General features: G+C 61.9%; 20 protein-coding genes. 10 read left to right on the forward strand and 10 right to left on the reverse strand.

Annotated features, from left to right (window positions below):
• Window positions 1-17: 17 nt before the first annotated feature.
• Window positions 18-689 carry a GntR family transcriptional regulator gene (locus tag AS9A_RS04855; protein ID WP_041450875.1) on the forward strand — a complete coding sequence of 224 codons (672 nt, stop codon included), beginning with the start codon at window positions 18-20 and terminating at the stop codon, window positions 687-689.
• On the opposite strand, the gene AS9A_RS04860 is transcribed toward AS9A_RS04855, so the two are convergent.
• The 3 genes from AS9A_RS04860 to AS9A_RS04870 all read right to left on the reverse strand — a co-directional run bounded on the left by AS9A_RS04860 (window position 654) and on the right by AS9A_RS04870 (window position 4,584).
• A complete protein-coding gene (locus AS9A_RS04860) occupies window positions 654-1,100 on the reverse strand; it encodes a class I SAM-dependent methyltransferase (protein ID WP_049793657.1) in 447 nt (148 codons plus the stop codon). The two genes, AS9A_RS04855 and AS9A_RS04860, sit on opposite strands and share 36 nt — an antisense overlap.
• Window positions 1,101-1,251: 151 nt before the next feature.
• Window positions 1,252-2,100, reverse strand: coding sequence for a formyltetrahydrofolate deformylase (gene purU, locus AS9A_RS04865; RefSeq protein WP_013805805.1), 849 nt, complete (start codon window positions 2,098-2,100; stop codon window positions 1,252-1,254).
• Between the two features lie 18 nt (window positions 2,101-2,118).
• A complete protein-coding gene (locus tag AS9A_RS04870; RefSeq protein WP_041450876.1) occupies window positions 2,119-4,584 on the reverse strand; it encodes a GcvT family protein in 2,466 nt (821 codons plus the stop codon).
• 284 nt (window positions 4,585-4,868) lie between these two features.
• Here AS9A_RS04870 and AS9A_RS04875 point away from each other — a divergent pair, with 284 nt between their 5' ends.
• The gene (locus AS9A_RS04875; protein ID WP_013805807.1) at window positions 4,869-5,660 is read left to right on the forward strand and encodes an IclR family transcriptional regulator; all 792 of its coding nucleotides are present in this window, start codon (window positions 4,869-4,871) and stop codon (window positions 5,658-5,660) included.
• Window positions 5,661-5,675: 15 nt separating this feature from the next.
• Here the strand turns inward: AS9A_RS04875 and AS9A_RS04880 are convergent, their stop codons facing one another.
• Together AS9A_RS04880 and AS9A_RS04885 are read right to left on the reverse strand one after the other, a co-directional pair.
• A complete protein-coding gene (locus tag AS9A_RS04880) occupies window positions 5,676-6,896 on the reverse strand; it encodes an NAD(P)/FAD-dependent oxidoreductase (RefSeq protein WP_013805808.1) in 1,221 nt (406 codons plus the stop codon).
• Between the two features lie 2 nt (window positions 6,897-6,898).
• Entirely contained in the window at window positions 6,899-7,276 is a 378-nt protein-coding gene (locus AS9A_RS04885) for a bifunctional 3-phenylpropionate/cinnamic acid dioxygenase ferredoxin subunit (RefSeq protein ID WP_013805809.1), read from the reverse strand.
• Window positions 7,277-7,454: 178 nt separating this feature from the next.
• Between AS9A_RS04885 and AS9A_RS04890 the strand changes: the two genes are divergently transcribed.
• From AS9A_RS04890 to AS9A_RS04900, 3 genes are all read left to right on the forward strand, one after another.
• Window positions 7,455-8,243: an IclR family transcriptional regulator gene (locus tag AS9A_RS04890; protein ID WP_013805810.1), complete on the forward strand. Its 789-nt coding sequence runs from the start codon at window positions 7,455-7,457 to the stop codon at window positions 8,241-8,243.
• Window positions 8,244-8,498: 255 nt separating this feature from the next.
• Window positions 8,499-9,653: an aromatic ring-hydroxylating oxygenase subunit alpha gene (locus AS9A_RS04895; RefSeq protein ID WP_041450877.1), complete on the forward strand. Its 1,155-nt coding sequence runs from the start codon at window positions 8,499-8,501 to the stop codon at window positions 9,651-9,653.
• A complete protein-coding gene (locus AS9A_RS04900) occupies window positions 9,650-11,557 on the forward strand; it encodes a BCCT family transporter (RefSeq protein WP_013805812.1) in 1,908 nt (635 codons plus the stop codon). The genes AS9A_RS04895 and AS9A_RS04900 overlap by 4 nt, the downstream gene beginning before the upstream one ends.
• 93 nt (window positions 11,558-11,650) lie before the next feature.
• Here AS9A_RS04900 and AS9A_RS04905 read toward each other — a convergent pair whose 3' ends face one another.
• The 3 genes from AS9A_RS04905 to AS9A_RS04915 are packed head-to-tail and all read right to left on the reverse strand — an operon-like array spanning window position 11,651 to window position 15,524.
• On the reverse strand, window positions 11,651-13,240 hold the full coding sequence (locus AS9A_RS04905) for a GMC family oxidoreductase (RefSeq protein ID WP_013805813.1): 1,590 nt from the start codon (window positions 13,238-13,240) through the stop codon (window positions 11,651-11,653).
• Window positions 13,241-13,251: 11 nt separating this feature from the next.
• On the reverse strand, window positions 13,252-14,334 hold the full coding sequence (locus AS9A_RS04910) for an acyl-CoA dehydrogenase family protein (protein ID WP_013805814.1): 1,083 nt from the start codon (window positions 14,332-14,334) through the stop codon (window positions 13,252-13,254).
• 8 nt (window positions 14,335-14,342) lie between these two features.
• Window positions 14,343-15,524: an acyl-CoA dehydrogenase family protein gene (locus AS9A_RS04915; protein ID WP_013805815.1), complete on the reverse strand. Its 1,182-nt coding sequence runs from the start codon at window positions 15,522-15,524 to the stop codon at window positions 14,343-14,345.
• Between the two features lie 81 nt (window positions 15,525-15,605).
• On the opposite strand from AS9A_RS04915, the gene AS9A_RS04920 reads away from it, so the two are divergent.
• The 5 genes from AS9A_RS04920 to dmpG all read left to right on the forward strand — a co-directional run bounded on the left by AS9A_RS04920 (window position 15,606) and on the right by dmpG (window position 20,907).
• Window positions 15,606-16,529 (forward strand): 3-oxoacyl-ACP reductase, encoded by a 924-nt coding sequence (locus tag AS9A_RS04920; RefSeq protein ID WP_049793658.1) that lies wholly within the window; start codon window positions 15,606-15,608, stop codon window positions 16,527-16,529.
• A gap of 17 nt (window positions 16,530-16,546) precedes the next feature.
• Window positions 16,547-17,308 carry a glucose 1-dehydrogenase gene (locus AS9A_RS04925; protein ID WP_013805817.1) on the forward strand — a complete coding sequence of 254 codons (762 nt, stop codon included), beginning with the start codon at window positions 16,547-16,549 and terminating at the stop codon, window positions 17,306-17,308.
• 3 nt (window positions 17,309-17,311) lie between these two features.
• Window positions 17,312-18,772 carry an FAD-binding protein gene (locus tag AS9A_RS04930; RefSeq protein WP_013805818.1) on the forward strand — a complete coding sequence of 487 codons (1,461 nt, stop codon included), beginning with the start codon at window positions 17,312-17,314 and terminating at the stop codon, window positions 18,770-18,772.
• 168 nt (window positions 18,773-18,940) lie between these two features.
• Window positions 18,941-19,861 carry an acetaldehyde dehydrogenase (acetylating) gene (locus AS9A_RS04935; protein WP_013805820.1) on the forward strand — a complete coding sequence of 307 codons (921 nt, stop codon included), beginning with the start codon at window positions 18,941-18,943 and terminating at the stop codon, window positions 19,859-19,861.
• Entirely contained in the window at window positions 19,858-20,907 is a 1,050-nt protein-coding gene (gene dmpG, locus AS9A_RS04940; protein ID WP_013805821.1) for a 4-hydroxy-2-oxovalerate aldolase, read from the forward strand. The genes AS9A_RS04935 and dmpG overlap by 4 nt, the downstream gene beginning before the upstream one ends.
• Before the next feature lie 131 nt (window positions 20,908-21,038).
• On the opposite strand, the gene AS9A_RS04945 is transcribed toward dmpG, so the two are convergent.
• Both AS9A_RS04945 and AS9A_RS04950 read right to left on the reverse strand, forming a co-directional pair.
• On the reverse strand, window positions 21,039-21,230 hold the full coding sequence (locus tag AS9A_RS04945) for a ferredoxin (RefSeq protein ID WP_013805822.1): 192 nt from the start codon (window positions 21,228-21,230) through the stop codon (window positions 21,039-21,041).
• A gap of 18 nt (window positions 21,231-21,248) precedes the next feature.
• Window positions 21,249-22,046 (reverse strand): 2-keto-4-pentenoate hydratase, encoded by a 798-nt coding sequence (locus AS9A_RS04950; RefSeq protein WP_013805823.1) that lies wholly within the window; start codon window positions 22,044-22,046, stop codon window positions 21,249-21,251.
• Window positions 22,047-22,088: the final 42 nt, after the last annotated feature.

Consider the following 22,088-nt stretch of genomic DNA (forward strand, 5'->3'; position numbering starts at 1 on the left):
GGTTATAGGGGATGAGAATGAAATTGGCGCAGTCGACACTCCTAGACGCGTTGCCCGCTGCGGGTACACACGCTGACCGGGCCTACGAAATCGTGCGCGAGCGACTCATCATGCTGGACATCCGGCCAGGTGAACCCATCAATGATGATCGCCTCGCAGACGAGATGGGATTCGGGCGGACGCCGGTACGAGAGGCGCTCAAGCGACTCGAACGGGAGCGCCTTGTCGTCGCCTACCCGCGGCGCGGTACTTTCGCGACCGGCGTTGATATGACTGACCTATCCGATATTTCTGAGATCCGGAAGCAGCTCGAGCCGTCAGCCGCCGCGCGTGCCGCACGGTCTGCCTCGCTGGAAACCCGTGACCGGCTCTCCGCGCTCGCGGACGAAATCGCGGACATCAGCCCAGACGAGGATCCGCGCGAGGTTCTGCGCAAAGACATCCGCGTACACCGCGAAATCTACCGGGCAGCCGGCAACCCGTATCTCGAAGACATCCTCGTCAGCCTTGACTCCCACGCCACCCGGATCTGGTGCCTCTTCCTCGACCGCCTGCCTGACGTCGCGAGCCATGTCGTCGAGCACGTCGCGTTGCTGCGGGCCATCGTCGATGGGGACGAGGAGACAGCAGCGAAACTGACGCTGTCACACGTCTCAGGTTTCGAGCAGGCGATCCGCAGTCTGTTGTAAGAACGCCTCAGCAGCTCCGTCCACGATCAGGCTTCCGGCTGGTGTCAGTGCGGCGGCAATCCTGTCCAGCGCCCGTTCAGCCAGCTCGGGGTGGCGTCCATCGAGCGCGCCCACTCGTACCGCGAATGCCAGATCGAAACGCGGCTCATCGTCGGCCAATTCGAACATTTCGATTTCGGTATGACGGTAGCTCAGCCGTCCCGACGCGATCTCAGGCTGAGATTTCGCAATAGCGGTTGCAATCGCTTTGGCGGAACGATCGATGGCCAGGATGCGTCCGCCTTCGATGCGCCGCGCGACCTCGCGAGCTGCGGCTCCGGTTCCACAGCCTATTTCCAGCACGCGTATCCCCGGCCTTAGTGGCAGCGAGTCAACGATTGCGCTGAGCCGGGGTGACGGTTTCGTGCCCATGCGACGACGGTAACTTCACGGCTTAGCTGCCTGAAGAGCATGTATCGCATTCAGCACGAATGGTCAACTGTCAGTCTCAGTTCTCGTGCCAAAGCTGTGTGGGCGGCCCCTGATATCGGGACCGCCCACACAGCTCGCGCGCGAGTTCGTACTAGTTGAACACCACCGTCCGTTGCCCATCGAAGAGCACGCGGTGCTCGCAGTGCCAGCGCACGGCCCGCGACAGCGCTAGGGCCTCCGCATCCTGGCCCACTGTCGCTAGCCGAACGGGAGCATAGGAGTGGTCGATCCGGATTACCTCTTGCTCGATAATCGGTCCTTCGTCGAGATCGGACGTCACATAGTGGGCTGTCGCCCCGACTAGCTTGACGCCGCGGTTGTACGCCTGGTGGTAGGGCTTTCCGCCCTTAAACCCGGGCAGGAACGAATGGTGGATATTGATTGCCCGTCCATACAGCGCCTTGCACACATCGTCGGAAAGCACCTGCATGTACCGGGCGAGCACGACCAGATCAGCACGGAATTCATCCACGAGTCGGAGCAGTTCGGCCTCGGCCTCGGCCTTCGTGTCCCGCGTGACGGGGACGTGGATGAACGGTAATCCCGCAGCTTCAGCCATCGGCCGAAGGTCGGGATGATTCGATACCACCGCGACGAGTTCCCCACCCAAAGCGCCTGAGCGCCAGCGGAAGATCAGGTCGTTGAGGCAATGGCCCATCCGGGAAACCATGACGAGCACACGAGGCGCATCGCTATTGTGGAATTCGTATTCCATGCCGAATGATGTCGCTGTCTCCGCGAAAGACTCGGTGAGTGTCTGCACGTCAATGTCGTCTGTCGAGACGAATGAGGTTCGCAGGAAGAATGCGCTATTGGGGTTGTCATCGAACTGTTTGTGTTCGGTGATGTCGCAGTTGTGCTGGAAAAGGAACGCGCTGACTGCCCGGATGATCCCGGGCCGATCAATGCAGCGCAGCGTCAGTGTGAACGTGTTGGGCATGACTTGTCTCCTCGCCTGCTAAGCCTTGATGCGCTTCATGTCTGGGTCGACCAGCGGCTCGGCGACAACGGTCGCTGCGATACGGCGGTCAAAGTACTGAATTTCGATATTGGTGCCGGGTGCCGCCGAAGCGGGCAGCCAGACGTACGCGAGTGGCGTCCCGACGGTGTGCCCGAATGCGGCGCTGGTGACGTAGCCAACGGGCGTGCCGTCGATGAATGCGGGCTCGTGCCCCAGGACGACGGATTGGCCGTCATCGATAGCGACGCACACTAGCCGTCGTTCGAGAGGTTCCTGCTTGATGCGCTGAATTGCGTCGTACCCGACGTAGTCCTGCTTGTTCGCATTGACCGCGAAGCTGAGTCCGGCTTCGTACGGGTTGTGTTCCGTCGTCATATCGGAACCCCAAGCACGGTAGCCCTTTTCAATGCGGAGGCTGTTGAAGGCGGCGCGGCCGGCAGCGATCACGTCGTACTGCTGGCCCTCGCCCCAAAGAGCATCCCAGAGTCGCAGCCCGTACTCGGCCGACGTATACAGTTCCCATCCGAGCTCGCCCACATAGGAGAGACGCATCGCCGTGATAGGAATGCCCGCGATCCACACCTTCTTGGAGCGAAAGTACTTGAAGGTCTCGCCGCTGAAGTCATCCGCGCTGAGTGCCTGGACGAGGTCGCGTGCCCGCGGTCCCCATACGCCGATGCAGCATGTGCCGCCGGTGACGTCCCGGATCTGGACACTGCCGTCGGCCGGCGCCTCGCGGCGAAGGTAGTCGACATCGATGTTTCCGTTGGCGCCGAGCTGGAAAGTGGTTTCAGACAGCCGGGCGACCGTGAGGTCACTGCGGATGCCGCCGGATCCGTCCAGCATCAGCGTGTACGTAACGGCCCCGACAGACTTATCCATCTTTCCCGTTGTCAGCCGAGTGAGGAGCGCGAGCGCGCCGGGACCGCTGACTTCGAGTCGTCTCAGCGGGGTCATGTCATACATCGCGACGGAGGTGCGTGTGCGCCATGCCTCCGCGGCCGCGATCGGGGAGAAGAACTGGGCAGCCCAGGGGTCGCGCGGCGGTGATGTCCACTCCGATGGCAGGTCGTCGAGCAGCCGTGTGTTCGCCTCGTACCAGTGCGGGCGCTCCCAGCCACCGCTTTCCAGGAAGAACGCACCGAGCTCTTCCTGGCGGGCATGGAATGGGCTGACACGCAGATTGCGCGGAGAGGTGCGGGGCTGAAGAGGATGCAGCACGTCGTAGATTTCGACGAAGTTTTGCTGCCCGGTTTCGCTGACATAGTCGGGAGAGGTCTGTATCTCTTCGAAGCGGTGCACGTCGCATCCGTGCAGTGAGATTTCACTCCGCCCGTCGACGAGAAGCTGGGCGACGGAGCGCGCGACTCCGGCCGAATGCGTCACCCACACCGCTTCAGCTATCCAGAATCCGGCGACCTCAGGCGACTCGCCAACGACGGGTCCACCATCGGGAGTGAAGGAGAAGACGCCGTTGAAGCCTTCCTCGACCTTCGTCGATTCGAGACTAGGGATCAGCAGTTTGCTCGCTTCCCAGGACGGCGCGAAATCGTCTTCAGTGAAAGGCAGCATCGAAGGCATTGCGGCGACAGAGATCTCATCGCTCTCGGTTAGGTCGCGCAGATCTACCGGCATCGGGCGATGCGCGTAACTGCCAATGCCGAGGCGGTCGCCGTGTTCGCGGAAGTAGAGGTCCTGATCCTGGTGACGGAGAATCGGCATGCTCGCTTCGGCGAGTTCGCTGTTCCGTCCTACTAGCTCGGGAACCTGGCCAGTCTTCGCGTACTGGTGGGCGAGGGGGAGCAGGGGCACCTGCATGCCTACCATCTCCCCGATGGCGGGGCCCCAGAAGCCTCCGCAGGAAACCACGATGTCGGCGGGGATGACGCCGTGCGGCGTGATCACGCCGGTGACCTGGCCGGCACGGTGCTCGATGCCCGTGACCTTGCTGGATCCCCGGAACTCAGCGCCGCGCTGTGTGGCCCGGCGTATGAGTGCGACGACCACGCGGGACGCTTTCGCAAGGCCATCGGTGGGCACGTACAGGCCACCAAGGATCTGGCTTTCATCGACGAGCGGATGGAGTTTGACACACTCTTTGGGATCGAGCACGGCGGCGTCCGCGACACCCCAGGAAGCTGCCCATCCTTGTTTTCTGTGTAAGTCGGCGAGACGCTCCGGATTTGTTGCGACTTCAAGACCGCCGAGCTGGTTGAAGCACCATTGCCCGTCGACGTCGAGGCCCTTGAACTTCTCGACTGTGTAGCGCGCGAACTCGGTGAGTGCCTTCGACGCGTTGGTCTGGAAGACGAGGCCCGGGGCATGGGAAGTTGAACCGCCGGTGAGCGGGAGCGGCCCTTGATCGAGAACAGTGACGCGATCCCAGCCTCTCACGGTCAGTTCGTCAGCCAGGTTGGCTCCGACGATGCCGGCTCCGATGATCACTACGCGCGGTGACCTCATGGCGGTCCTCTCTGGGGAAGGGATGTGTACGTGGCGGCCGCTGCAGTCGGGGCAACCCGTTCAGAAGCGCTGGTGTTGTCTAGCGAACGAGATTAGATCTACAACTGATATATCAATACAGTAAGTCTGATACTTTCACGCGTCAACCCCCTAACCAGCACTGATTTCGGTGGGTTCTCCGCCGCTGTCGCAGGATGTGTGGCGTCAGGTATGGGCGTGGGAGGGTGTGCATTTTGTTACAGGCTTATTTCAATGGTTGAAATGTCGGGTATCGTGGGACGAATATGACTGAAATCGCTGGGGATGGGGACACGCGGACCGCAAGTGCCGTGCAGTCGGTCGATCGTGCCTTGGTGATCTTGGAGATTGTGGCCAGGCTTGGCGAAGCGCGTGTCACTGACGTCGCAGCAGAGCTCGGCGTACACAAGTCCACGGCGTCCCGGCTCATATCTGCCCTCGAGTCACGGGGATACCTCGCGCAAGCGCACAACCGGGGGCGGGTTCAGCTGGGACGGTCTATTGTCCGCCTCGCTAGGTCAGCGGACACAGACGGTGATCTGGTCCGCCATAGCCAGCAGTTCTGCACGAATCTTGCCGAAGAGGTCGGAGAGACCGTCAATGTTTCCGTACGCGAGGGTGACCGGGCTGTGTGCGTGGTGAAGGCAGACGGGCCGTCGGGAGTTGCGGCATACACGTGGGTTGGGCAGAGTGGTCCCGCTTACGCGACATCCAGCGGCAAACTTCTTCTCGCCGAATTGCCAGAAGCGGAACTCCATGAGTGTCTCGCTGCCGGTTTGACCGCGCTCACACCGCAAACGGTCACGGACATGTCTGAACTAACCCGGGTCCTCAAATTCGTGCGTGCGCGCGGTTGGGCAGAGTCGGAGGAGGAACTGGAGGCCGGGCTTAATGCCGTCTCGGCCCCAATTTACGATCACACGGCGAAAGTCATCGCCGCGCTGAGCGTTTCAGGACCCGCCTACAGGTTGAAAGCAGAAGATTTCGAGCCGGTCGCGAGGTCAGCGCAGGCAGTAGCCGCGCAGATCAGCAACCGGCTCGGTTATCAGTCCGCATAAAGCGTGCACTCCAGGTCAGACCGCAGATACTGCGAGTCTCGATGCCTGGGGGCTGTGGGTCTTACTCAATTGCTTCTTGTAGCGGGTGAACAAGCGGACGTTGTTCATCGCGAACACTCCCACCGGCACGCCCTCGCGCTCGTAGACCACGACGAACGTTCCCGACACCGGATCGCCCTCAATCCAGCGGACCTGGTCAGTATGCTGCCGTATCCCAGCGAACTGGAGCATCTTGCCGTACTGACGCGACCAGAAGTAGGGGATGACCGCGGAGCCGGGCGTTCTGCCCATGATCGAGTCCGCAGCGATACCCGCCTGTGCAATCGCGTTGCTCCAGTGCTCGCTGCGGTGATAGGCCTGGACCCACAGGTCATAGGCGCGTGCGCAGTCGCCGATCGCGTACACCCCAGGAAGACTTGTCTGGCCGCACGAATCAGTCACGAACCCGTCATCGATGAGAATGCCTGAGGATGCGGCCCATTCAACGTTTGGTACAGCGCCGATCCCCACCAGGACAGTATCGGCCGGAAGCACGCGGCCGTCTGCGAGCTGGACAGCCCGGACGTGATCGTCGCCGACTACCTTCGCCACCGCGGCGCCCGTGAGTAGTTCGACGCCATGCGCTGTGTGCTGGTCAGCGCACACTGCGCCGAGTTCATTGCCGAGAGGTCCTGCGAGCGGGGTGGGAGATGCTTCTACGACCGTCACATTGAGGCCCATGGACGCGGCGCTCGAGGCGACCTCCGCACCGATAAAACCGGCACCGACGACCACCAGGTTTCGTGACGTGCTCAGCGAATCACGCAGTGCCCGTGCATCTTCAAGACCGCGAAGCGTGTGGACACCGCCCATCTCGGAACATCCGGGAAGCGTGCGTGCACGTGCTCCGGTAGCGAGGATCACCGCGTCCGCCTCGATGAGGGTGCCGTCAGAGAACGTCACGCGGTAGCCGCCTGTCTCCTTCTGCGACAATCCCGTAGCTGTCCGGTCCATAAGCCACTCGGTGTCGAGTGCGGCGTCGTCCCCGCTCATCAGCGAGATGTCATCTTCTGTGAGCGCGCCGGTCAGGAATTCCTTAGACAGAGGTGGCCGATCGTAGGGAGCGGATCGTTCGCTGCCGACAATCGTCAGTTGACCTGTGTAGCCGCGTTCACGCAGGGCGCGGACGGCGGAAAGGCCAGCAAGTGACGCGCCAACTACTAGTACGGAAGCCGGAGTCGTCCCGAGAATTCCCATGGCTATTTTCCTTCACTCGTCAGCATTAGTACGATCACGCCGTCTATCACAGAGACTTGATGCGTCCGGACAGGGATTTTCGCGGGCGGCCCCGAGGGGGTGCCAGTCCGCAGGTCGAAACACGCTTCATGAAGTGGGCATTCGACCGTGCAGTTCTCGACCCACCCATCAGCAAGTGAGGCATCTTGGTGAGTGCACGTGTCGTCGATCGCGAACAAGCCCTCGGCAGTGTGGAAGATGGATACCGGACTCATCCCGGGCGGGGTGATAGTGGCGACTTCCCCTTCGGGCAGGGATGAGAGCGCGCAAACGGGGATCGCGGCTGATCCGAGGTCTCGCGTGTGCAAAGTAGCGGTGCGGGGACTGTCGTCGAGAATCACACTTACCTCCGGAGGGAAGCGACCGAAGCGATCGGTAGGGTGTTGCGTTATACGCACTGCATGGCGCTCTACGCAACAGAATGCTCCTCCGGGGAACCCGGTGTCAAGACTTGTCGCACTGAAATTTGCGCCGAATTTGCGCATGCGGCGAACGGCGTTTATCGCATAGTCTCTAGCGATGGGCGAGACGCTGCGTCAGCCACAATCAGCCCCGGTCGATGGTCGAGCGAAAACGGTCCGCTCCGTCGACCGTGCGCTGGATGTACTCGAACTCATCGCCACGGAAGGTCGCCTCGGTGTGTCCGAGGCCGCAGCGCGGCTCGATGTTGGCCATTCGACTGTCGCTCGGCTCATCGCCTCGCTGCAGCAGCGGGGGTTTATCGAGGAATCGAGTAGCCGCGGCTGTTATCAGATGGGTTTCGCTGTCGTACGCCTAGCAGAAGCCACGGTCGCTCAGAGCCTGCTCATCGAGTCGGCGCAGCCAGAATGCGACCGCCTCGCCGCGTTGTTCGGGGCCACGGTGAACCTCGCCATTCTTGACCGGTCGTCCATGGTGAGCATCCTCGAATGCAGAGTTGGGGGGCACGTGGCGCCGCGTACCCCCATGGTGAAGGTCTCGTCGGCTCATGCGACTGCGGCCGGCAAGGTTCTCTACTCTGAACTGTCACGCGCATATACCGAACAGAGCCTTGGTGTCACATTCGCTAAGTTCACGCCCCGCACGATCGAGCAGATCGAATCGTTCTGCCAGGAAATCGCAACCGTGCGCTCCATTGGATGGGCGGCTGCCGCCGGAGAGCTCGAAGACGGGCTGAACTCGGTAGCCGTCCCGGTCCGTAGCCTCGCGACCGGGCGAATTATTGCTGCGCTGTGCGTCTCAGGGCCGACCCTTCGGCTGCCCAGAGAGCAATTCGCGGGAGTTGCTGAAGTGCTGACGTCTGCGGCTGGGCGCATCGAGGAAAGGTAGCGTGCCTAAGCCTCCGGACAGAAAAGCGTCGGAGTACTGCCACTCGTCATGATGTGACGATTGACACACGTAGCTACTTCGCGATAAGTTTTGCATAGCGCACACTGTCGCACATGACGCAACAAAGCTGTCGCTCACGCTTCGTTCGCGCGCAGAAACTTCATGTCCAAGAATCCGAGGTCCGTAACGAGGGCCCTCAAGATCATCATCAGGCTGATCGTGGTATCGGCTCACATGAAAAGAACGGTGGCACATATGGCTGCACCTGAGATCCCTGATATCGATTCCGCACTGATGCCCACGCTGGGCGGACGTTATTACACCGATCCAGGCATCTTCGTCAGTGAACAAGAACAGATCTTCGAGTCAATGTGGTTCTGCGCCGCTCGAAGCTCCGACTTGGCAGCCCCCGGCGCATTCAAGAAAGTGACGGTAGGACGCGAAAGCGTGCTGATCGTTCGGGGACGTGACGGTGGGTTGCGGGCATTCCTCAACATTTGCAGGCATCGCGGCGCCATGCTCTGCACGGAGGACTCGGGGCAGGTGCGCCGCAACTTTCAGTGCCCCTACCACGCCTGGACTTATGGACTCGATGGCCGGCTGGTTGCAGCGCCGAACATGGCCGCACTGAAAGACGCGGCAGGTCGCGACCTCGACCGTCAGGAGTACGGGCTTGTCAGCGTCGCCCTGCGCGAATGGCTTGGCTACGCCTGGGTGTGCCTCGCTGACACCCCACCGTCGTTCGAGAACGAGGTAGTCGGTGCAGTCACCGAGCGTCTCGGTGACGCTTCGGTGATCGATCGCTACGAGATCGGCTCGCTCGAGGTCGGGCGTCGCATCACCTATGACGTCGCCGCGAACTGGAAGCTGATCATCGAAAACTTCATGGAGTGCTACCACTGCGCGACCATCCATCCTGAACTCACTGAAGTGCTGCCTGAATTCGCTGACGGCCTCGCTGCCCAGTACTTCGTCGGTCATGGAGCGGCGTTCGGTGACGACGTCGACGGATTCACGGTCGACGGAGGTGCAGGTTTTGATGCGCTTCCCGGCGTCACCGAGGCTGAGGACCGAAAGTATTACGCAATCACCGTGCGCCCGCAGATCTTCATCAATCTGGTGCCTGACCATGTGATTTTTCACCGGATGTACCCGCTTTCAGCTGATCGCACAATCGTTGAATGCGACTGGCTATACTCGCGTAACGTCACGGAGTCGGGCAGAGACGTTTCGCGTTCGGTCGAACTTTTCCATCGCGTCAACCAGCAGGACTTCGACGCCTGTGAGCGGACGCAGCCGACGATGTCATCGAAGGCTTACCGCAATGGCGGCGTGCTAGTGCCCTCCGAACACCACATCGGTGAATTTCACGGCTGGCTGCTGGACAAACTCGCTGAGGGGGCACGATGACTGCCTGGACCTCACTGCGCAAGCCGGTGTTCATTCCGGCATCAATCGCGATTTTCGGCCTCATCGCGTTCGCCGCGCTGTACGGAGGGACTGCGGAGGACGCGTTTACCTCGCTGAACAGTCTGTTCGCCGACAGTGTTGGCTGGTGGTATGTGCTGGCGGCCACGGGCTTTGTCGCCTTCGCGCTCTACTGCGCTCTCACGCGTATCGGCAAACTGAAGCTCGGACGAGATGACGAAGAACCGGAATTCGGGCTGCTTTCCTGGTTCGCGATGCTCTTTTCCGCCGGTATGGGCATCGGCCTGGTGTTCTACGGGGTAGCTGAGCCGCTGATGCACTACCTGTCACCGCCGGAAGCCGGCGGCGTCGCAGGTGGCACCGACAGGGCCGCGAACCAGGCTCTCGAGATCACGATGTTCCACTGGGGCCTGCACGCCTGGTCCATTTATGTCGTCATCGGACTTGGCCTGGCGTATATGACATTCCGCAAAGGACGTCCGCTTGCGGTGCGCTGGCTGCTGGAACCACTTCTCGGCCGTGAGCGCGTCGAAGGCTGGATAGGGCACACCATCGACGCGGTCGCGATCGTGGGAACGCTGTTCGGCGTCGCTACCTCACTGGGGTTTGGCGTCCAGCAAATCATGTCCGGCCTCGAATACCTGGGGTGGATTGAGTCGTCAAACCTCTGGATCTTCGGAATCGTCGCTTTCATCACCCTCATTGCGACGCTATCGGTCGTATCGGGTGTGTACCGGGGGCTGAAGTGGCTGTCGAACACGAACATGACCATCGCGGCGTTGCTGGTCATCTTCGTGTTCGCCAGTGGTGCGACGTTGTTCCTGCTGCAAGCATGGGTCCAGAATCTCGGTAACTATGCGCAGGCCCTGCCTGAGTTGATGTTGCGGACCGCCCCGTTCTCCGACGACGGGTGGGCAGCCGCGTGGACAGTCTTTTACTGGGGCTGGTGGATCAGTTGGGCGCCCTTCGTTGGCATGTTCATCGCGCGAATCTCGCGGGGACGCACCATTCGGGAGTTCGTAATCGGCGTTTTGGTCGCGCCAACGCTTGTCAGTTCAGTGTGGTTCACCGTCTTCGGTGATTCCGCGATCCTGCGTCAACGTGAGTTCGGCGACGTCGCACCAGGAGAGACCGTGAGCGCGAGTACCGCCCTCTTCGCCTTCCTGGACACGCTTCCGCTCGCGACCATCACCAGTATTGTGGCCATCTGCGTGGTCGTGTTCTTCTTCGTCACCTCATCTGACTCGGGCTCGCTAGTAGTCGACATCCTGGCGACCGGCGGCGCGATCGAAACGTCGAAAATTACCCGGGTCTACTGGGCAGTGCTCGAGGGCGCCGCAGCCGCGATCCTGCTGATCGTCGGGGGCAGTGAATCGCTCACCGCTCTGCAAACAGCATCGATTGCCACGGCGCTGCCGTTCTCGATCATTATGGTCCTGGCGTGCGTTTCCCTGCTGCGTGCCTTCCGGTACGACGTGCGCCAGATGACGAATTATGTACACATGGTGCAAGTTTCGGGTGACCTGCCATCAACTAATGGATCATCGGAACGCCGGAGCGAAACGCCCCCCTCGCAGCCGCCACCCTTGCACTTGCACCCGCGGTCTGTCTGGCGCGGCGCGCGGGGCATCTCCGCCTCACTTTCCACCGTTGGAGCGTCGGAGCCGATTAGAAGCAAACGCAATGGCGAAAGCGGCGTCGTGTACTCATTCCGCCCGGTGGAGTCCTGCGACATCGTCATCGACCCGGCCACGGGTGTAGCCACCGTCGCCGAGGATGCTGTCGACCCGCTGGCCGGGGAAGTATTCGATACGCCAGAATTCGCCGCGTCGCACGAAGGCACGCTGCGCGCGGCCGGGAATGGGGACAGCAGCGACGAGCACTAACCCAATCCAGCTGCGGAGGTCAACGTAAACTGCCCAACTTGGGGTTGTTCTGTTGACCTCCGCCGCTGGATGCGCGGGGAGGGTGGGGGTAGCTCACTCCATCAGTTCCACGCACCGCTCGCCAATCATCATGGCTGGCGCGTTGGTGTTGCCGCCCGTGATGCTGGGCATGATCGATGCGTCTGCCACCCGAAGGCCTTCTACGCCGAGGACCTTCAACTGCGGATCGACGACAGCACGTTCATCGGTGCCCATGCGGCACGTGCCGACCGGATGGTAGACGGAGTGGATTCGACGGGGGAGCTCGCGACGAAGCGCAGTCTCATCCAGATAGGATGGTCCGGGCGCAAACTCGCCATGGACTTCATGGGCAATGTCGTTATGCGCCATGACTTCCCGAATCAGCTGAATTCCTTCGACAAGCAGGTCTGCGTCAGCGGGTTCGGAAAGATACGCCGGGTCGATGAGTGGGGCGGCAGTGGGGTCGGCCGACGCGAGCCGCACATCGCCACGGCTCTGTGGGTAAATGAGCGTGGGGAAAATTGTGAGCGCGGGGCGAACATCAACCTTATGCCGTACCGGCAAGTCTTGATTCGGGGTGGGATACGACCACGGGAGGGTGTGTATCTGCAGGTCCGGCACGTTTGAGGCGAACGAGGTGCGGAGAAATCCCGCGGCTTCAAAAACGGTGCGGCCGAACCAGCTTCCGCCCTTCGTGGCTTCTTGCACCATCCCGGACAGGAAGTGCCGTGGCGTTCCGCGGTGAATCGCAGAAGGCATCAGGAATGTCATGGGAACGAACAAATGGTCGTGCAAATTCTTGCCCACCGGCAAGCTCGCGCGTACACGGATGCCGAAGTCGCGCAGTTGCTCGGCAGGCCCAATTCCGGACAGCATCAGCAGCTGGGGTGAGCCGAAGACACCTGCAGCGAGGACGATTTCCTTCGCCGCTCGGATAACGCGGGTTCCCGACTTGCCGAGAACCTCAACTCCCACCGCGCGGTTGCCGCTGAACACCACCCGAGTTGCTGTCACACCAGTTTCAACGGTCAGCTGCGCTGCGCCGTTCAGGTAACCGCGTGAGGAACTGTAACGCAGACCATCACTCGCGCTCTGCTGGAAGATCCCGATGCCTTCCTGGTCAGCGCCGTTGTAGTCGTCGATCAAGGGTGCACCTGTGGTGGCAGCGAGGGCGTCCATGAATCGTAGAGACGCGTCCGTCACATCGCGCTGTTGCGTGACCTTGATGGGACCGCCGCTGCCACGATGGTCGCTCTCCCCACCTTCCCAGTCTTCGAGTCGCTTGTAGGAGGGCAGTACGTCGTCGTAGCTCCAGCCCTCGCATCCCTCATTCGCCCAGCCGTCGTAGTTGGCGCGGTTGCCGCGCACGAAAAGCATGCCGTTGATGGAGCTGGAACCGCCGAGTACCTTGCCCCGCGTATGCGGAATCTTGCGGTCCGCGGCATGCTTCTGCGGCACCGTGTAGTAACCCCAGTCGAACCGTTTCTTGATTTGCGGCACGGTGTGGACGATCGAAATCATGCCTGGCGTGCGGACGAAGCGGCTGCGATCTTTCCGCCCCGCTTCGATCAGGGTGACTTTCTCGCCCCTCTCGGCGAGGCGTGACGCGATGACGCAACCGGCGCTGCCCGCTCCGACGACGACGTAATCAGCTTCAGTCATGACGTCCTTCCTTAGACGAGCTCTTCAGCGAGCCGCGTTCCGAGTGTGCGCAGCTGGGAGGTAGCGCCACCGAATGCGAATTCTGCGCGCTTCGCGGCGACGAAGTAACGGTGCAGGGGATAGTCCAAGTCGATGCCGACCCCGCCATGAATGTGGACAGCGGTGTGTGCAACCCGGTGGCCGGCTTCTGCGGCCCAGAACTTTGCTGTCGCCACGGCGTCGGCCGCAGGTTCTCCGGCGCTGATTTGCCAGGCAGCCTGCCATAGCGTGAGGCGGACGGCCTCGACATCGATATATGCGTCGGCGAGACGCTGCCGGACCGCCTGGAACGAGCCGATCGGTTTACCGAACTGTTCGCGGGTGCGCGCGTAGTCGCTGGTCATCTCGAGCGCGGCCTCGAGTGTGCCGAGCTGCTGCGCACACAGCCCGAGAGTAAGGCGCTGCCGCAGCCACGTTGGCGCCGCACCGGCGAGGATCTCGGTGTCGCGCACCGTGACGGCCTCGAGTTCAAGCTGCGCGGCATCCGCTCCGTCAACGACGTCCTGCTCCGACACGGTGACACCGCTCGCGGTGCGCGGGACACAGAAAATGGCGCGCCCATCGGGTGTTTCGGCTTCACAGAGGAACGCATCCGCGAAAGCACCATCAAGGATGGCTGTCTGGGAGCCAGCGAGGGTCCATCCTTCCTGGCCGCGTTGGGCTGTGAACGGCGCAGGATCCCCGGCGTCGGCGATGGCGGGGGACAGTATTGCGGTGCCGCGAACAACTGGAATCAGCCAGCGTTCGATCTGTTCCGGGGTGCCGAACTCGGCGAGCACAGACGCTGCACCAGCGACGCTGGAAAGGAAGGGAACGGGTGCGCACGTACGGCCGATCTCGGTCAGGATGCTGCACTGTTCGAGTACGCCGAATCCTGCACCGCCGACGGTGTTGGGGAGGGCTGCATCTACGAGTCCAGCGCTGCACATCGCAGTCCACAGCTCGCGATCGAATCCGCCGAGTGGCCTATCCGGATGTTTGGTGTTCCAGTCGCTGAGGACTTGTTTCGCAAGACCGGCGAGGTCGCCTTGCGCTTCGGTGATTGTGAAGTCCATGGACCGTCCTAACGGGTAACGGGGAGTCGCAGCGCTGTGGCAGCGATGATGTCGCGCTGGATTTCGTTGGTGCCGCCACCGAACGTCAAGATGAGAGCAGCGCGGTGGAGTCGCTCGATGCGCCCGCGCAGCAGCGCGCCGGGAGAGTTGCGGCGAATGACCGCGCCCGTGCCCAGAACTTCCATGAGGAGGCGGTAGCCCTCGGTGGCGTATTCAGTGCCGAATACTTTCGTCGCGGATGCTTCGGCGGGGGTGATCTCGCCTGTTTCGGCGCCCCACGCGGTCCGCCAGTTGCGCAGTTTCAGATACTCGGCGTGTGCGTGCACACGTGCGAGGTGTAGCTGCACCCATTCGGAGTCGATGACGAGTGAACCGTCGGGCCGCTTTGTTTGTTGCGCCCATTGCCGGACTTGACGCAGTGATTCCTGCAGAGGTGCGGCCGGCGTGAGTGCGACGCGCTCGTGGTTCAGCTGGTTGGTGATGAGCGACCAGCCCTTATTCTCCTCACCGACGAGTGCGTCGATCGGGACCCGGACATCCGAATAGTAAGTGGCGCTCGTACCCGGCCCCGCGACAGTGTGTACCTTCGTCCAGCTGAATCCTGGTGCCGAGGTGGGCACGATGAAGATCGAAAGTCCCTTCTGCTTTGCGGCATTCGGGTCCGTGCGCGCGGCGAGCCAGATGTAGTCGGCGTACTCGATCAGGCTCGTCCACATTTTTTGGCCATTGATGATGTAGGAGGCGCCATCGCGGATGGCTTTCGTCTTCAGGGAGGCAAGGTCGGTGCCTGCTTCGGGCTCGGAGTAGCCGATCGAGAAATTGAGGTCCCCGGAAGCGATCTTCGGCAGGTAGAACTGTTTCTGATCTTCAGTGCCGTATCGCATGATGGTGGGGCCGATTGTGTTCAGCGTGAGGAAGGGAATTGGAACTCCCGCGATCGCTGCTTCTTCGGTGAAGATGAGCTGCTCGATCATCGGGCGCGCCTGGCCACCGTACTGTTCTGGCCATCCGGCCGCTAGCCAGCGGTCCTGGCCCAATTGTTTGATGATCTCGTTGTATGCCGCTCCGTTGCCGTACTCACCACCGGGCGTTTCGAGGCCGTCGCGCCGCTCGGGTGTCATGACGGTGGCGAAGTACTCGCGCAGGTGGTCGCGTAGCTTCAGTTGCTCGCTGGTATAGCTGATGCGCATTCTGCGCCCTCTCTATCGACCCCTTGTCCAAAACAAGAACACGTTCTACTCTAGCTATCAAACACTGTGTGGGAAATACCTATGCGGAAAAATGCCGTTCACAAGAGGCCAGGAGAGCGAGTGGGGACTTTAGAAGGCAAGGTCGCGGTTGTCACGGGAGCCGGAGCGGGGCTCGGTCGCGCTGAGGCTCTCGCCCTCGCGGGCCAGGGCGCACACATCGTCGTCAACGATCTGACGACCGACGTGACAGGTGTCGTCGACGAGATCGAAGCGGCTGGCGGGAAGGCTCTGCATGTCACGGGAGACATCTCCGACCGCTCAACCGCCGACGCTCTGATCGACGCCGCGATCCAGCATTTCGGGGGTCTCGACATAGTTGTCAACAACGCGGGTGTGCTGCGCGACCGGATGCTGTTCAACATGTCGGATGACGAGTGGGATCTCGTCATCCGTGTGCATCTGCGCGGCCATTTCCTGCTCTCACGCAACGCGGCCTCCTACTGGCGTGGCCGTGTGAAGGAAACAGGAGAACCCGCCCGGGCAAGCGTAATCAACACCGCCTCCGAGGCGTTTCTCTTTGGTGCCGCAGGCCAGCCGAACTACGCCGCCGCCAAAGCGGGGATCGCGGCACTCACTGTTGCCACCGCGCGAAGCCTAGCCAGATACGGAGTGCGGGCAAACGCGATCTGTCCCCGCGCGCGCACCGCGATGACCCAGGACGTCTTCGGCCCGCCACCAGAGGTCGGGAGTGACGCACTCTCCGTCGACCACGTAGCACCGTTTGTTGCCTTCCTCGCATCGGAGGCCGCGGCGAAGATCTCAGGCCAGGTGTTCGTTGTCCACGGCGGCATGGTCACGCTGATGGCGCCGCCATCTATCGAGAAGCGATTCGACGCCGCGGGCACCGTGTGGTCACCGGAAGAACTTGCAAGCTCAGTTGGGGAGTACTTCGCCGACCGCGATCCGGCTCGTATCTTCGCTGCGTCGGACCTGCTAGCGGAATAAATGGGAGAGTGACAGTTATGAGTCGGTTAGCAGGCAAAGTAGCGCTCATCACCGGGGCGGCCCGAGGCCAGGGCGCTTCTGCCGCGCAGCGATTCGTCGCAGAGGGAGCGAAGGTCGTTATCGCAGATATTCTCGACACCGACGGCAAGCTCCTCGCAGAAGAACTCGGTGAATCCGCGGCGTACATACACCTCGACGTCACCGATGAACAGAATTGGATCGAGGCGGTCGAGTTCACCACCACACAGTTCGGGTCACTGAATGTATTGATGAACAACGCTGGGGTGCTGCACTTTTCACGGGTGCAGGACACTCGGCTCGAGGACTACCAGCGTGTCATCGGAATCAACCAGGTGGGCACGTTCCTTGGAATGAAGTCGGCCGTCGAACCTTTGAAGGCGGCGGGCGGGGGATCGATCATCAACGTGTCATCCGTGGAAGGACTGGCGGGAATGCCATTCCTCGTCGCCTATACAGCCAGCAAATTTGCGATCCGCGGGATGACGAAAGTTGCGGCGCTTGAGCTCGGCGAGGACGGAATCCGCGTCAACTCCATCCACCCCGGAATGATCGACACGAAAATGGTTCACGACGCTGTAGGCGGAGTCGAGATCGACATCAGCTGGATCGGGAAGCGTGTGGCCCTCGGGCGGCTAGGAAAGCCTGAAGAGATTGCCAGCCTCGCGGTCTTCCTCGCAAGTGACGAAAGCTCGTATTGCACCGGAGCCGAGTTCGTCGCGGACGGTGGCGCCACAGCGACCCACGCGTTGAAGGTCTAGCTTATGGCGACCGATATTCCAGAGTTGATGTCCACGAAAGACGTCCCAGAATGGGGAGACGCCGCTGACGTCATCGTTGTTGGATTCGGCGTCGCAGGCGCGTGTGCGGCGATCGCGGCAGCTGAAACAGGCGCTGACGTCCTGCTGCTTGAGCGCGCAACCGCCAGCGGTGGCACAACCGCGTTGTGCGCCGGTCAGATCTACCTCGGCGGCGGGACGCCCGTGCAGGAAGCCACCGGGATCATCGATGACGTCGCGGAAATGATCCGCTACATCGAAGCGGTGACCCCCGAGCCGGACAGCGAGAAGATCCGGCTGTACTGCGAGGGGAGTGTCGCGCATTTCAGCTGGCTTGAATCACTCGGCGTGCCCTTCGAACGATCGTTCTACGCGGGTAAGGCCGTGTACCAGCCTGGTACCGAAGGCCTCATGTGGACGGGAAACGAACTCACCTGGCCGTTCCGTGAACAAGCTAAGCCTGCCCCCCGTGGTCACAAAGTCGCGGCGCCCGGGGAGACCGGGGGTGCTGAACTGATGCGGATTCTGACGAAGCACATTGAGTCACTGCCCATCCGGGTGCAGTACGAGACGACCGTGCGCAACCTCGTCGCGGATGCGGACGGCCACGTGGTGGGTGTGCACGTGCGGCGGCTCAGCGATGGGCCGGCCTTTCTCCGGGCCGGAAGCGTAGTGCTCGCCGCGGGCGGGTTCGTGGTGAACACGGAAATGATCGCTGCGTACACTCCGCGTCTCGTATCAGGCTTCATGCCGCTCGGTACGCCCGGTGACGATGGACTCGGTATCCGGCTCGGACAGTCAGCTGGTGGTGTGCCCATCCACATGGAGGGTGCGTTCATGACGGCCGCGTTCTACCCGCCGCCGCAGATGCTGAACGGAATCATCGTCAACGAGGCAGGCCACCGATTCGTCGCAGAAGACTCGTACCACGGCCGCACCGCGGGTGCCGTCCTTGAACAGCCAAACGCGCGCGCCTACCTGATCCTGGACGCCGAAACGACCGCGTGGCCGGAAATCCCGCTGGCGCCCTTTATCGATGGCTGGGAGAGCATCGACGAGATGGAACTCGCGCTGGGTATCCCGCCGGGCAATCTCGCGACCACACTGGACGACTACAACACCAGTGCCGCAAAGGGCGATGATCCTGATTTTCACAAGCACCCCGACTGGCTGAAGCCGCTGGATGCGGGCCCGTGGGCGGCATTCGATCTATCGCTGGGCAAAGCAGCGTACGTCGGGTTCACCCTGGGCGGATTGCGGACAAGCCCCGACGGCGAAGTGCTCACGGCTGGTGGTCCCGTCCCAGGCCTGTATGCCGCCGGTGCGTGCGCGTCAAACATTGCGCAGGACTGTTCCGGGTACGCCAGCGGCACGTGCGTAGGCGAAGGTTCGTTCTTCGGCCGGCGTGCGGGACGGCACGCCGCGGCGAGTGTGCGGGTGGGGTGAGCGGTTTCAGGTCACCACGCACCCTCTTTGCCGACCGCACACCGGCTGCAATGGGTGTGCGGTCGGCATTCGAGGTGTGCGGTCAAGGTGCGGTGTCCACTAGTGACATAAATGAGAACGTGTTCTACCCTGAATGAGGTAGAACACGTTCTCATGGAGGGTTGGTTCATGGCTTCCGCTAAGGTCACCGCTGCGATCGTCGGGCCAGGGAATATTGGCACCGACCTGCTCGCAAAACTGAAGCGCAGCGATCAGATCGATGTCCGGTACATGGTCGGAGTGGTCGAGAACTCGGACGGCCTCACTCGCGCGGCTGAGCAGGGCATCGAAACATCCGCCGGGGGAGTTGATTGGCTTCTCGCGCAATCAGATCTGCCCGACATCGTTTTCGAGTCGACCTCGGCGAAAGCGCACAAAGCCAACGCCCCACGCTACGCGGAAGCCGGCATCAAAGCCGTCGACCTCACGCCAGCCGCGCTGGGCCCATTCACGTGCCCGGTCGTCAACCTTCCGCAGCAGCTCGACGCACCCAACCTCAACATGATCACCTGCGGCGGGCAGGCCACGATTCCGATCGTGCATGCCGTTTCGCGCGTCACGCCCGTGCCGTACGCGGAGATTGTTGCTTCCGTCGCATCAGTTTCAGCTGGTCCCGGCACCCGGGCGAACATCGACGAATTCACCGCCACCACCGCTGAAGGCATCGAGAAGGTAGGTGGTGCGGATCAGGGGAAAGCGATCATCATCATCAATCCTGTCGACCCGCCAATGATCATGCGTGACACCATCTTCTGCGCGATCGACCCCGACGCGGAGAAGGACTTGATCAGAGAGTCCATTCATCAGATCGTGCGCGACGTGCAGGTTTACGTGCCGGGATACCGCCTCAAGGCTGACCCGCAGTTCGATCCGCCTCGCCAGGGGTGGAATGGCCACGCCAGGGTCGCGGTCTTCGTCGAGGTCGCGGGAGCGGGGGACTACCTGCCCGAGTATGCGGGGAATCTCGACATCATGACGGCCGCAGCGGCGCGCGTCGGTGAAGTCATCGCGACCCAAATTACGCGCGAGAAAGAAGGAGCGCTCCAGTGAACCAGTGGGACGGCATCGATCGGGAAGTCCGCATCGTCGACACAACGTTGCGCGATGGCAGCCACGCGATGGCGCACCAGTTCACCGAAGAGAATGTGCGAAACACGGTCGCAGCCCTCGATCAGACGGGCGTCTCGCTCATCGAGGTGTGCCACGGTGACGGCCTCGGCGGGTCTACCTTCAACTATGGGTTCTCTCTGGTGGATGAACGCAAGCTCATCAGCACCGCCGTCGAGACGGCTCACAACGCGAAAATCGCGGTCTTGCTGTTGCCAGGTCTCGGCACCGTCGCGGACCTTCGTGGTGCAGCTGATCTCGGTGCAGGTGCTGTGCGTATCGCGACGCATTGCACCGAGGCTGACGTCTCCGTCCAGCATTTCAGCGCCGCCCGCGAACTCGGCCTGGAAACGGTCGGTTTCCTGATGCTGTCGCACATGGTGACGCCAGAGCAGCTCGCAAAGCAGGGACGGATCATGGTCGACGCGGGCTGTCAGTGCGTCTACGTCGTCGACTCGGCAGGGGCGCTCATTCTCGAAGATGCGGCTGAGCGGGTGGCTGCGCTGGTGGCCGAGTTCGGGGGAGACGCCCAGGTGGGGTACCACGGGCACCAGAACCTATCGTTCGGCGTCGCGAACTCGGTCCTCGCGTACCGCGCCGGAGCGCGGCAGATTGATGGCTCGCTGGTGGCGCTCGGGGCGGGCGCGGGAAACTCTCCGACTGAAGTGCTCGCGGCGACGTTTGAGCGGCTGGGGATCAGAACCGGTGTAGACAAGGACGCCCTAATGGCCGCCGCGGAGGATGTCGTGAAACCGTTCATCACGCGACTGCCGGTGATGGACCGCTCGTCCATCGTTCAGGGATATGCGGGCGTGTACTCGTCTTTCTTGCTGCATGCGGAGCGGGCGGCGGAACGCTATGGCGTGCCCGCGCACGAAATCCTGTATCGCTGTGGCGAGCGTGGATATGTGGGTGGCCAGGAAGACATGATCATTAGCATCGCGCTTGAGATCCAGGCCGAGCGCGATGCCGCAGTGCTGGGGGCGTGATCAGAGCCTGGCGCGGGGACGGATCGACCTGGACGTAACATTCGTAACCCAGTCCGCCCACCTCACAGCGACAGCAGGTCCTGGGCCCTCACTTTTGTCGCTACGAGGTGGGCGCACGGCGTCACCCGTTCTCACCCCTCCAAATACAGCGCCCCCATGGGACATTGTGCGACAGCGTCCTCAAGGTCAGCCCGGTCGGCTTCGGTGAATTCCTCGGTGAGCAACGTGACGACTCCGTCGTCGCCGACTTCGAAAATGTCGGAGCGAATGGCCTCGCAGAATCCCGTGCCCACGCATGCGTTGGTATCGACCTGGATTTTCATATCTCTGTCCTCCTCGAGCTATTGCTCGTCGCTGTCAGAAAAAACCGCGGTAACATCGCCGAGCTCTCCCATAGTCGCGGTAACGACGTCACCAGCTCCGATGGGTTCTGCGCGGGTCATCGATCCTGGCAGGATGACATGCCCGGGTTCGAGTGTCGTACCGAGCGGTCCAACAGTGTTCGCAAGCCACACGAGCGCGTTAATCGGTGACCCAAGTACGGCACCGCCCACCCCGGTTCCGGTAGTTTTCCCGTTTTTGCTCATCACGCAGCTGATTTTGGCGAGATCGGCCTGATGGATCAGCGTCGGCTTGCTGCCGAGGACGACGCCCCCCGAGGAGGCATTGTCGGCGATGGTGTCGACGATCGAGATGCGCCAGTCCCGAATGCGTGAATCGACGATTTCGAGCGCGGGTATGACGTAGTCAATCGCCCGCAGCGCGTCGGCGACCGTGACACCTGGCCCGCTCAGCTGTCGGCCGAGTATGAACGCGATCTCGGGTTCGATGCGGGGCTGCAGGTACGTCGGTGTATCGATCGGCAGGTGCTCGAGATGGAACATTGACGTGAGTAAGTGGCCGTAGTCGGGCTGGTTGACGCCCATCTGGGTTTGCATGGCAAGGGACGCGAGGCCGACTTTGTGCCCTTTGACGGTGTCGCCGCTCGCAAGCCACTGGTGAACGACTTCTTTCTGAATTCTGTAGGCGTCCCTGATCGTGGAGCCAGGGAATTGATCGACGACGGGCTCTATCGGCTTTCCTGTGTCGTAGGCGTCCAGGATTGCCTGGGCGGCTTGGGAAATCGTTCCCGCTTCCATGTAACTCTCCGTCTGTTGGCGCTCTAGACCCTACTAGAATAG

It is taken from the genome of Hoyosella subflava DQS3-9A1 (genome assembly GCF_000214175.1).
GTDB lineage: Bacteria > Actinomycetota > Actinomycetes > Mycobacteriales > Mycobacteriaceae > Hoyosella > Hoyosella subflava.

Bases quoted from the DNA above. Each gene is read 5' to 3' on its own strand.
- AS9A_RS04855 (WP_041450875.1), top strand. From the start codon at position 18: ATGAAATTGGCGCAGTCGACACTCCTAGACGCGTTGCCCGCTGCGGGT.
- AS9A_RS04860 (WP_049793657.1), bottom strand. From the start codon at position 1,100: ATGGGCACGAAACCGTCACCCCGGCTCAGCGCAATCGTTGACTCGCTG.
- purU (WP_013805805.1), bottom strand. From the start codon at position 2,100: ATGCCCAACACGTTCACACTGACGCTGCGCTGCATTGATCGGCCCGGG.
- AS9A_RS04870 (WP_041450876.1), bottom strand. From the start codon at position 4,584: ATGAGGTCACCGCGCGTAGTGATCATCGGAGCCGGCATCGTCGGAGCC.
- AS9A_RS04875 (WP_013805807.1), top strand. From the start codon at position 4,869: ATGACTGAAATCGCTGGGGATGGGGACACGCGGACCGCAAGTGCCGTG.
- AS9A_RS04880 (WP_013805808.1), bottom strand. From the start codon at position 6,896: ATGGGAATTCTCGGGACGACTCCGGCTTCCGTACTAGTAGTTGGCGCG.
- AS9A_RS04890 (WP_013805810.1), top strand. From the start codon at position 7,455: ATGGGCGAGACGCTGCGTCAGCCACAATCAGCCCCGGTCGATGGTCGA.
- AS9A_RS04895 (WP_041450877.1), top strand. From the start codon at position 8,499: ATGGCTGCACCTGAGATCCCTGATATCGATTCCGCACTGATGCCCACG.
- AS9A_RS04900 (WP_013805812.1), top strand. From the start codon at position 9,650: ATGACTGCCTGGACCTCACTGCGCAAGCCGGTGTTCATTCCGGCATCA.
- AS9A_RS04905 (WP_013805813.1), bottom strand. From the start codon at position 13,240: ATGACTGAAGCTGATTACGTCGTCGTCGGAGCGGGCAGCGCCGGTTGC.
- AS9A_RS04910 (WP_013805814.1), bottom strand. From the start codon at position 14,334: ATGGACTTCACAATCACCGAAGCGCAAGGCGACCTCGCCGGTCTTGCG.
- AS9A_RS04915 (WP_013805815.1), bottom strand. From the start codon at position 15,524: ATGCGCATCAGCTATACCAGCGAGCAACTGAAGCTACGCGACCACCTG.
- AS9A_RS04920 (WP_049793658.1), top strand. From the start codon at position 15,606: ATGCGGAAAAATGCCGTTCACAAGAGGCCAGGAGAGCGAGTGGGGACT.
- AS9A_RS04925 (WP_013805817.1), top strand. From the start codon at position 16,547: ATGAGTCGGTTAGCAGGCAAAGTAGCGCTCATCACCGGGGCGGCCCGA.
- AS9A_RS04930 (WP_013805818.1), top strand. From the start codon at position 17,312: ATGGCGACCGATATTCCAGAGTTGATGTCCACGAAAGACGTCCCAGAA.
- AS9A_RS04935 (WP_013805820.1), top strand. From the start codon at position 18,941: ATGGCTTCCGCTAAGGTCACCGCTGCGATCGTCGGGCCAGGGAATATT.
- AS9A_RS04945 (WP_013805822.1), bottom strand. From the start codon at position 21,230: ATGAAAATCCAGGTCGATACCAACGCATGCGTGGGCACGGGATTCTGC.
- AS9A_RS04950 (WP_013805823.1), bottom strand. From the start codon at position 22,046: ATGGAAGCGGGAACGATTTCCCAAGCCGCCCAGGCAATCCTGGACGCC.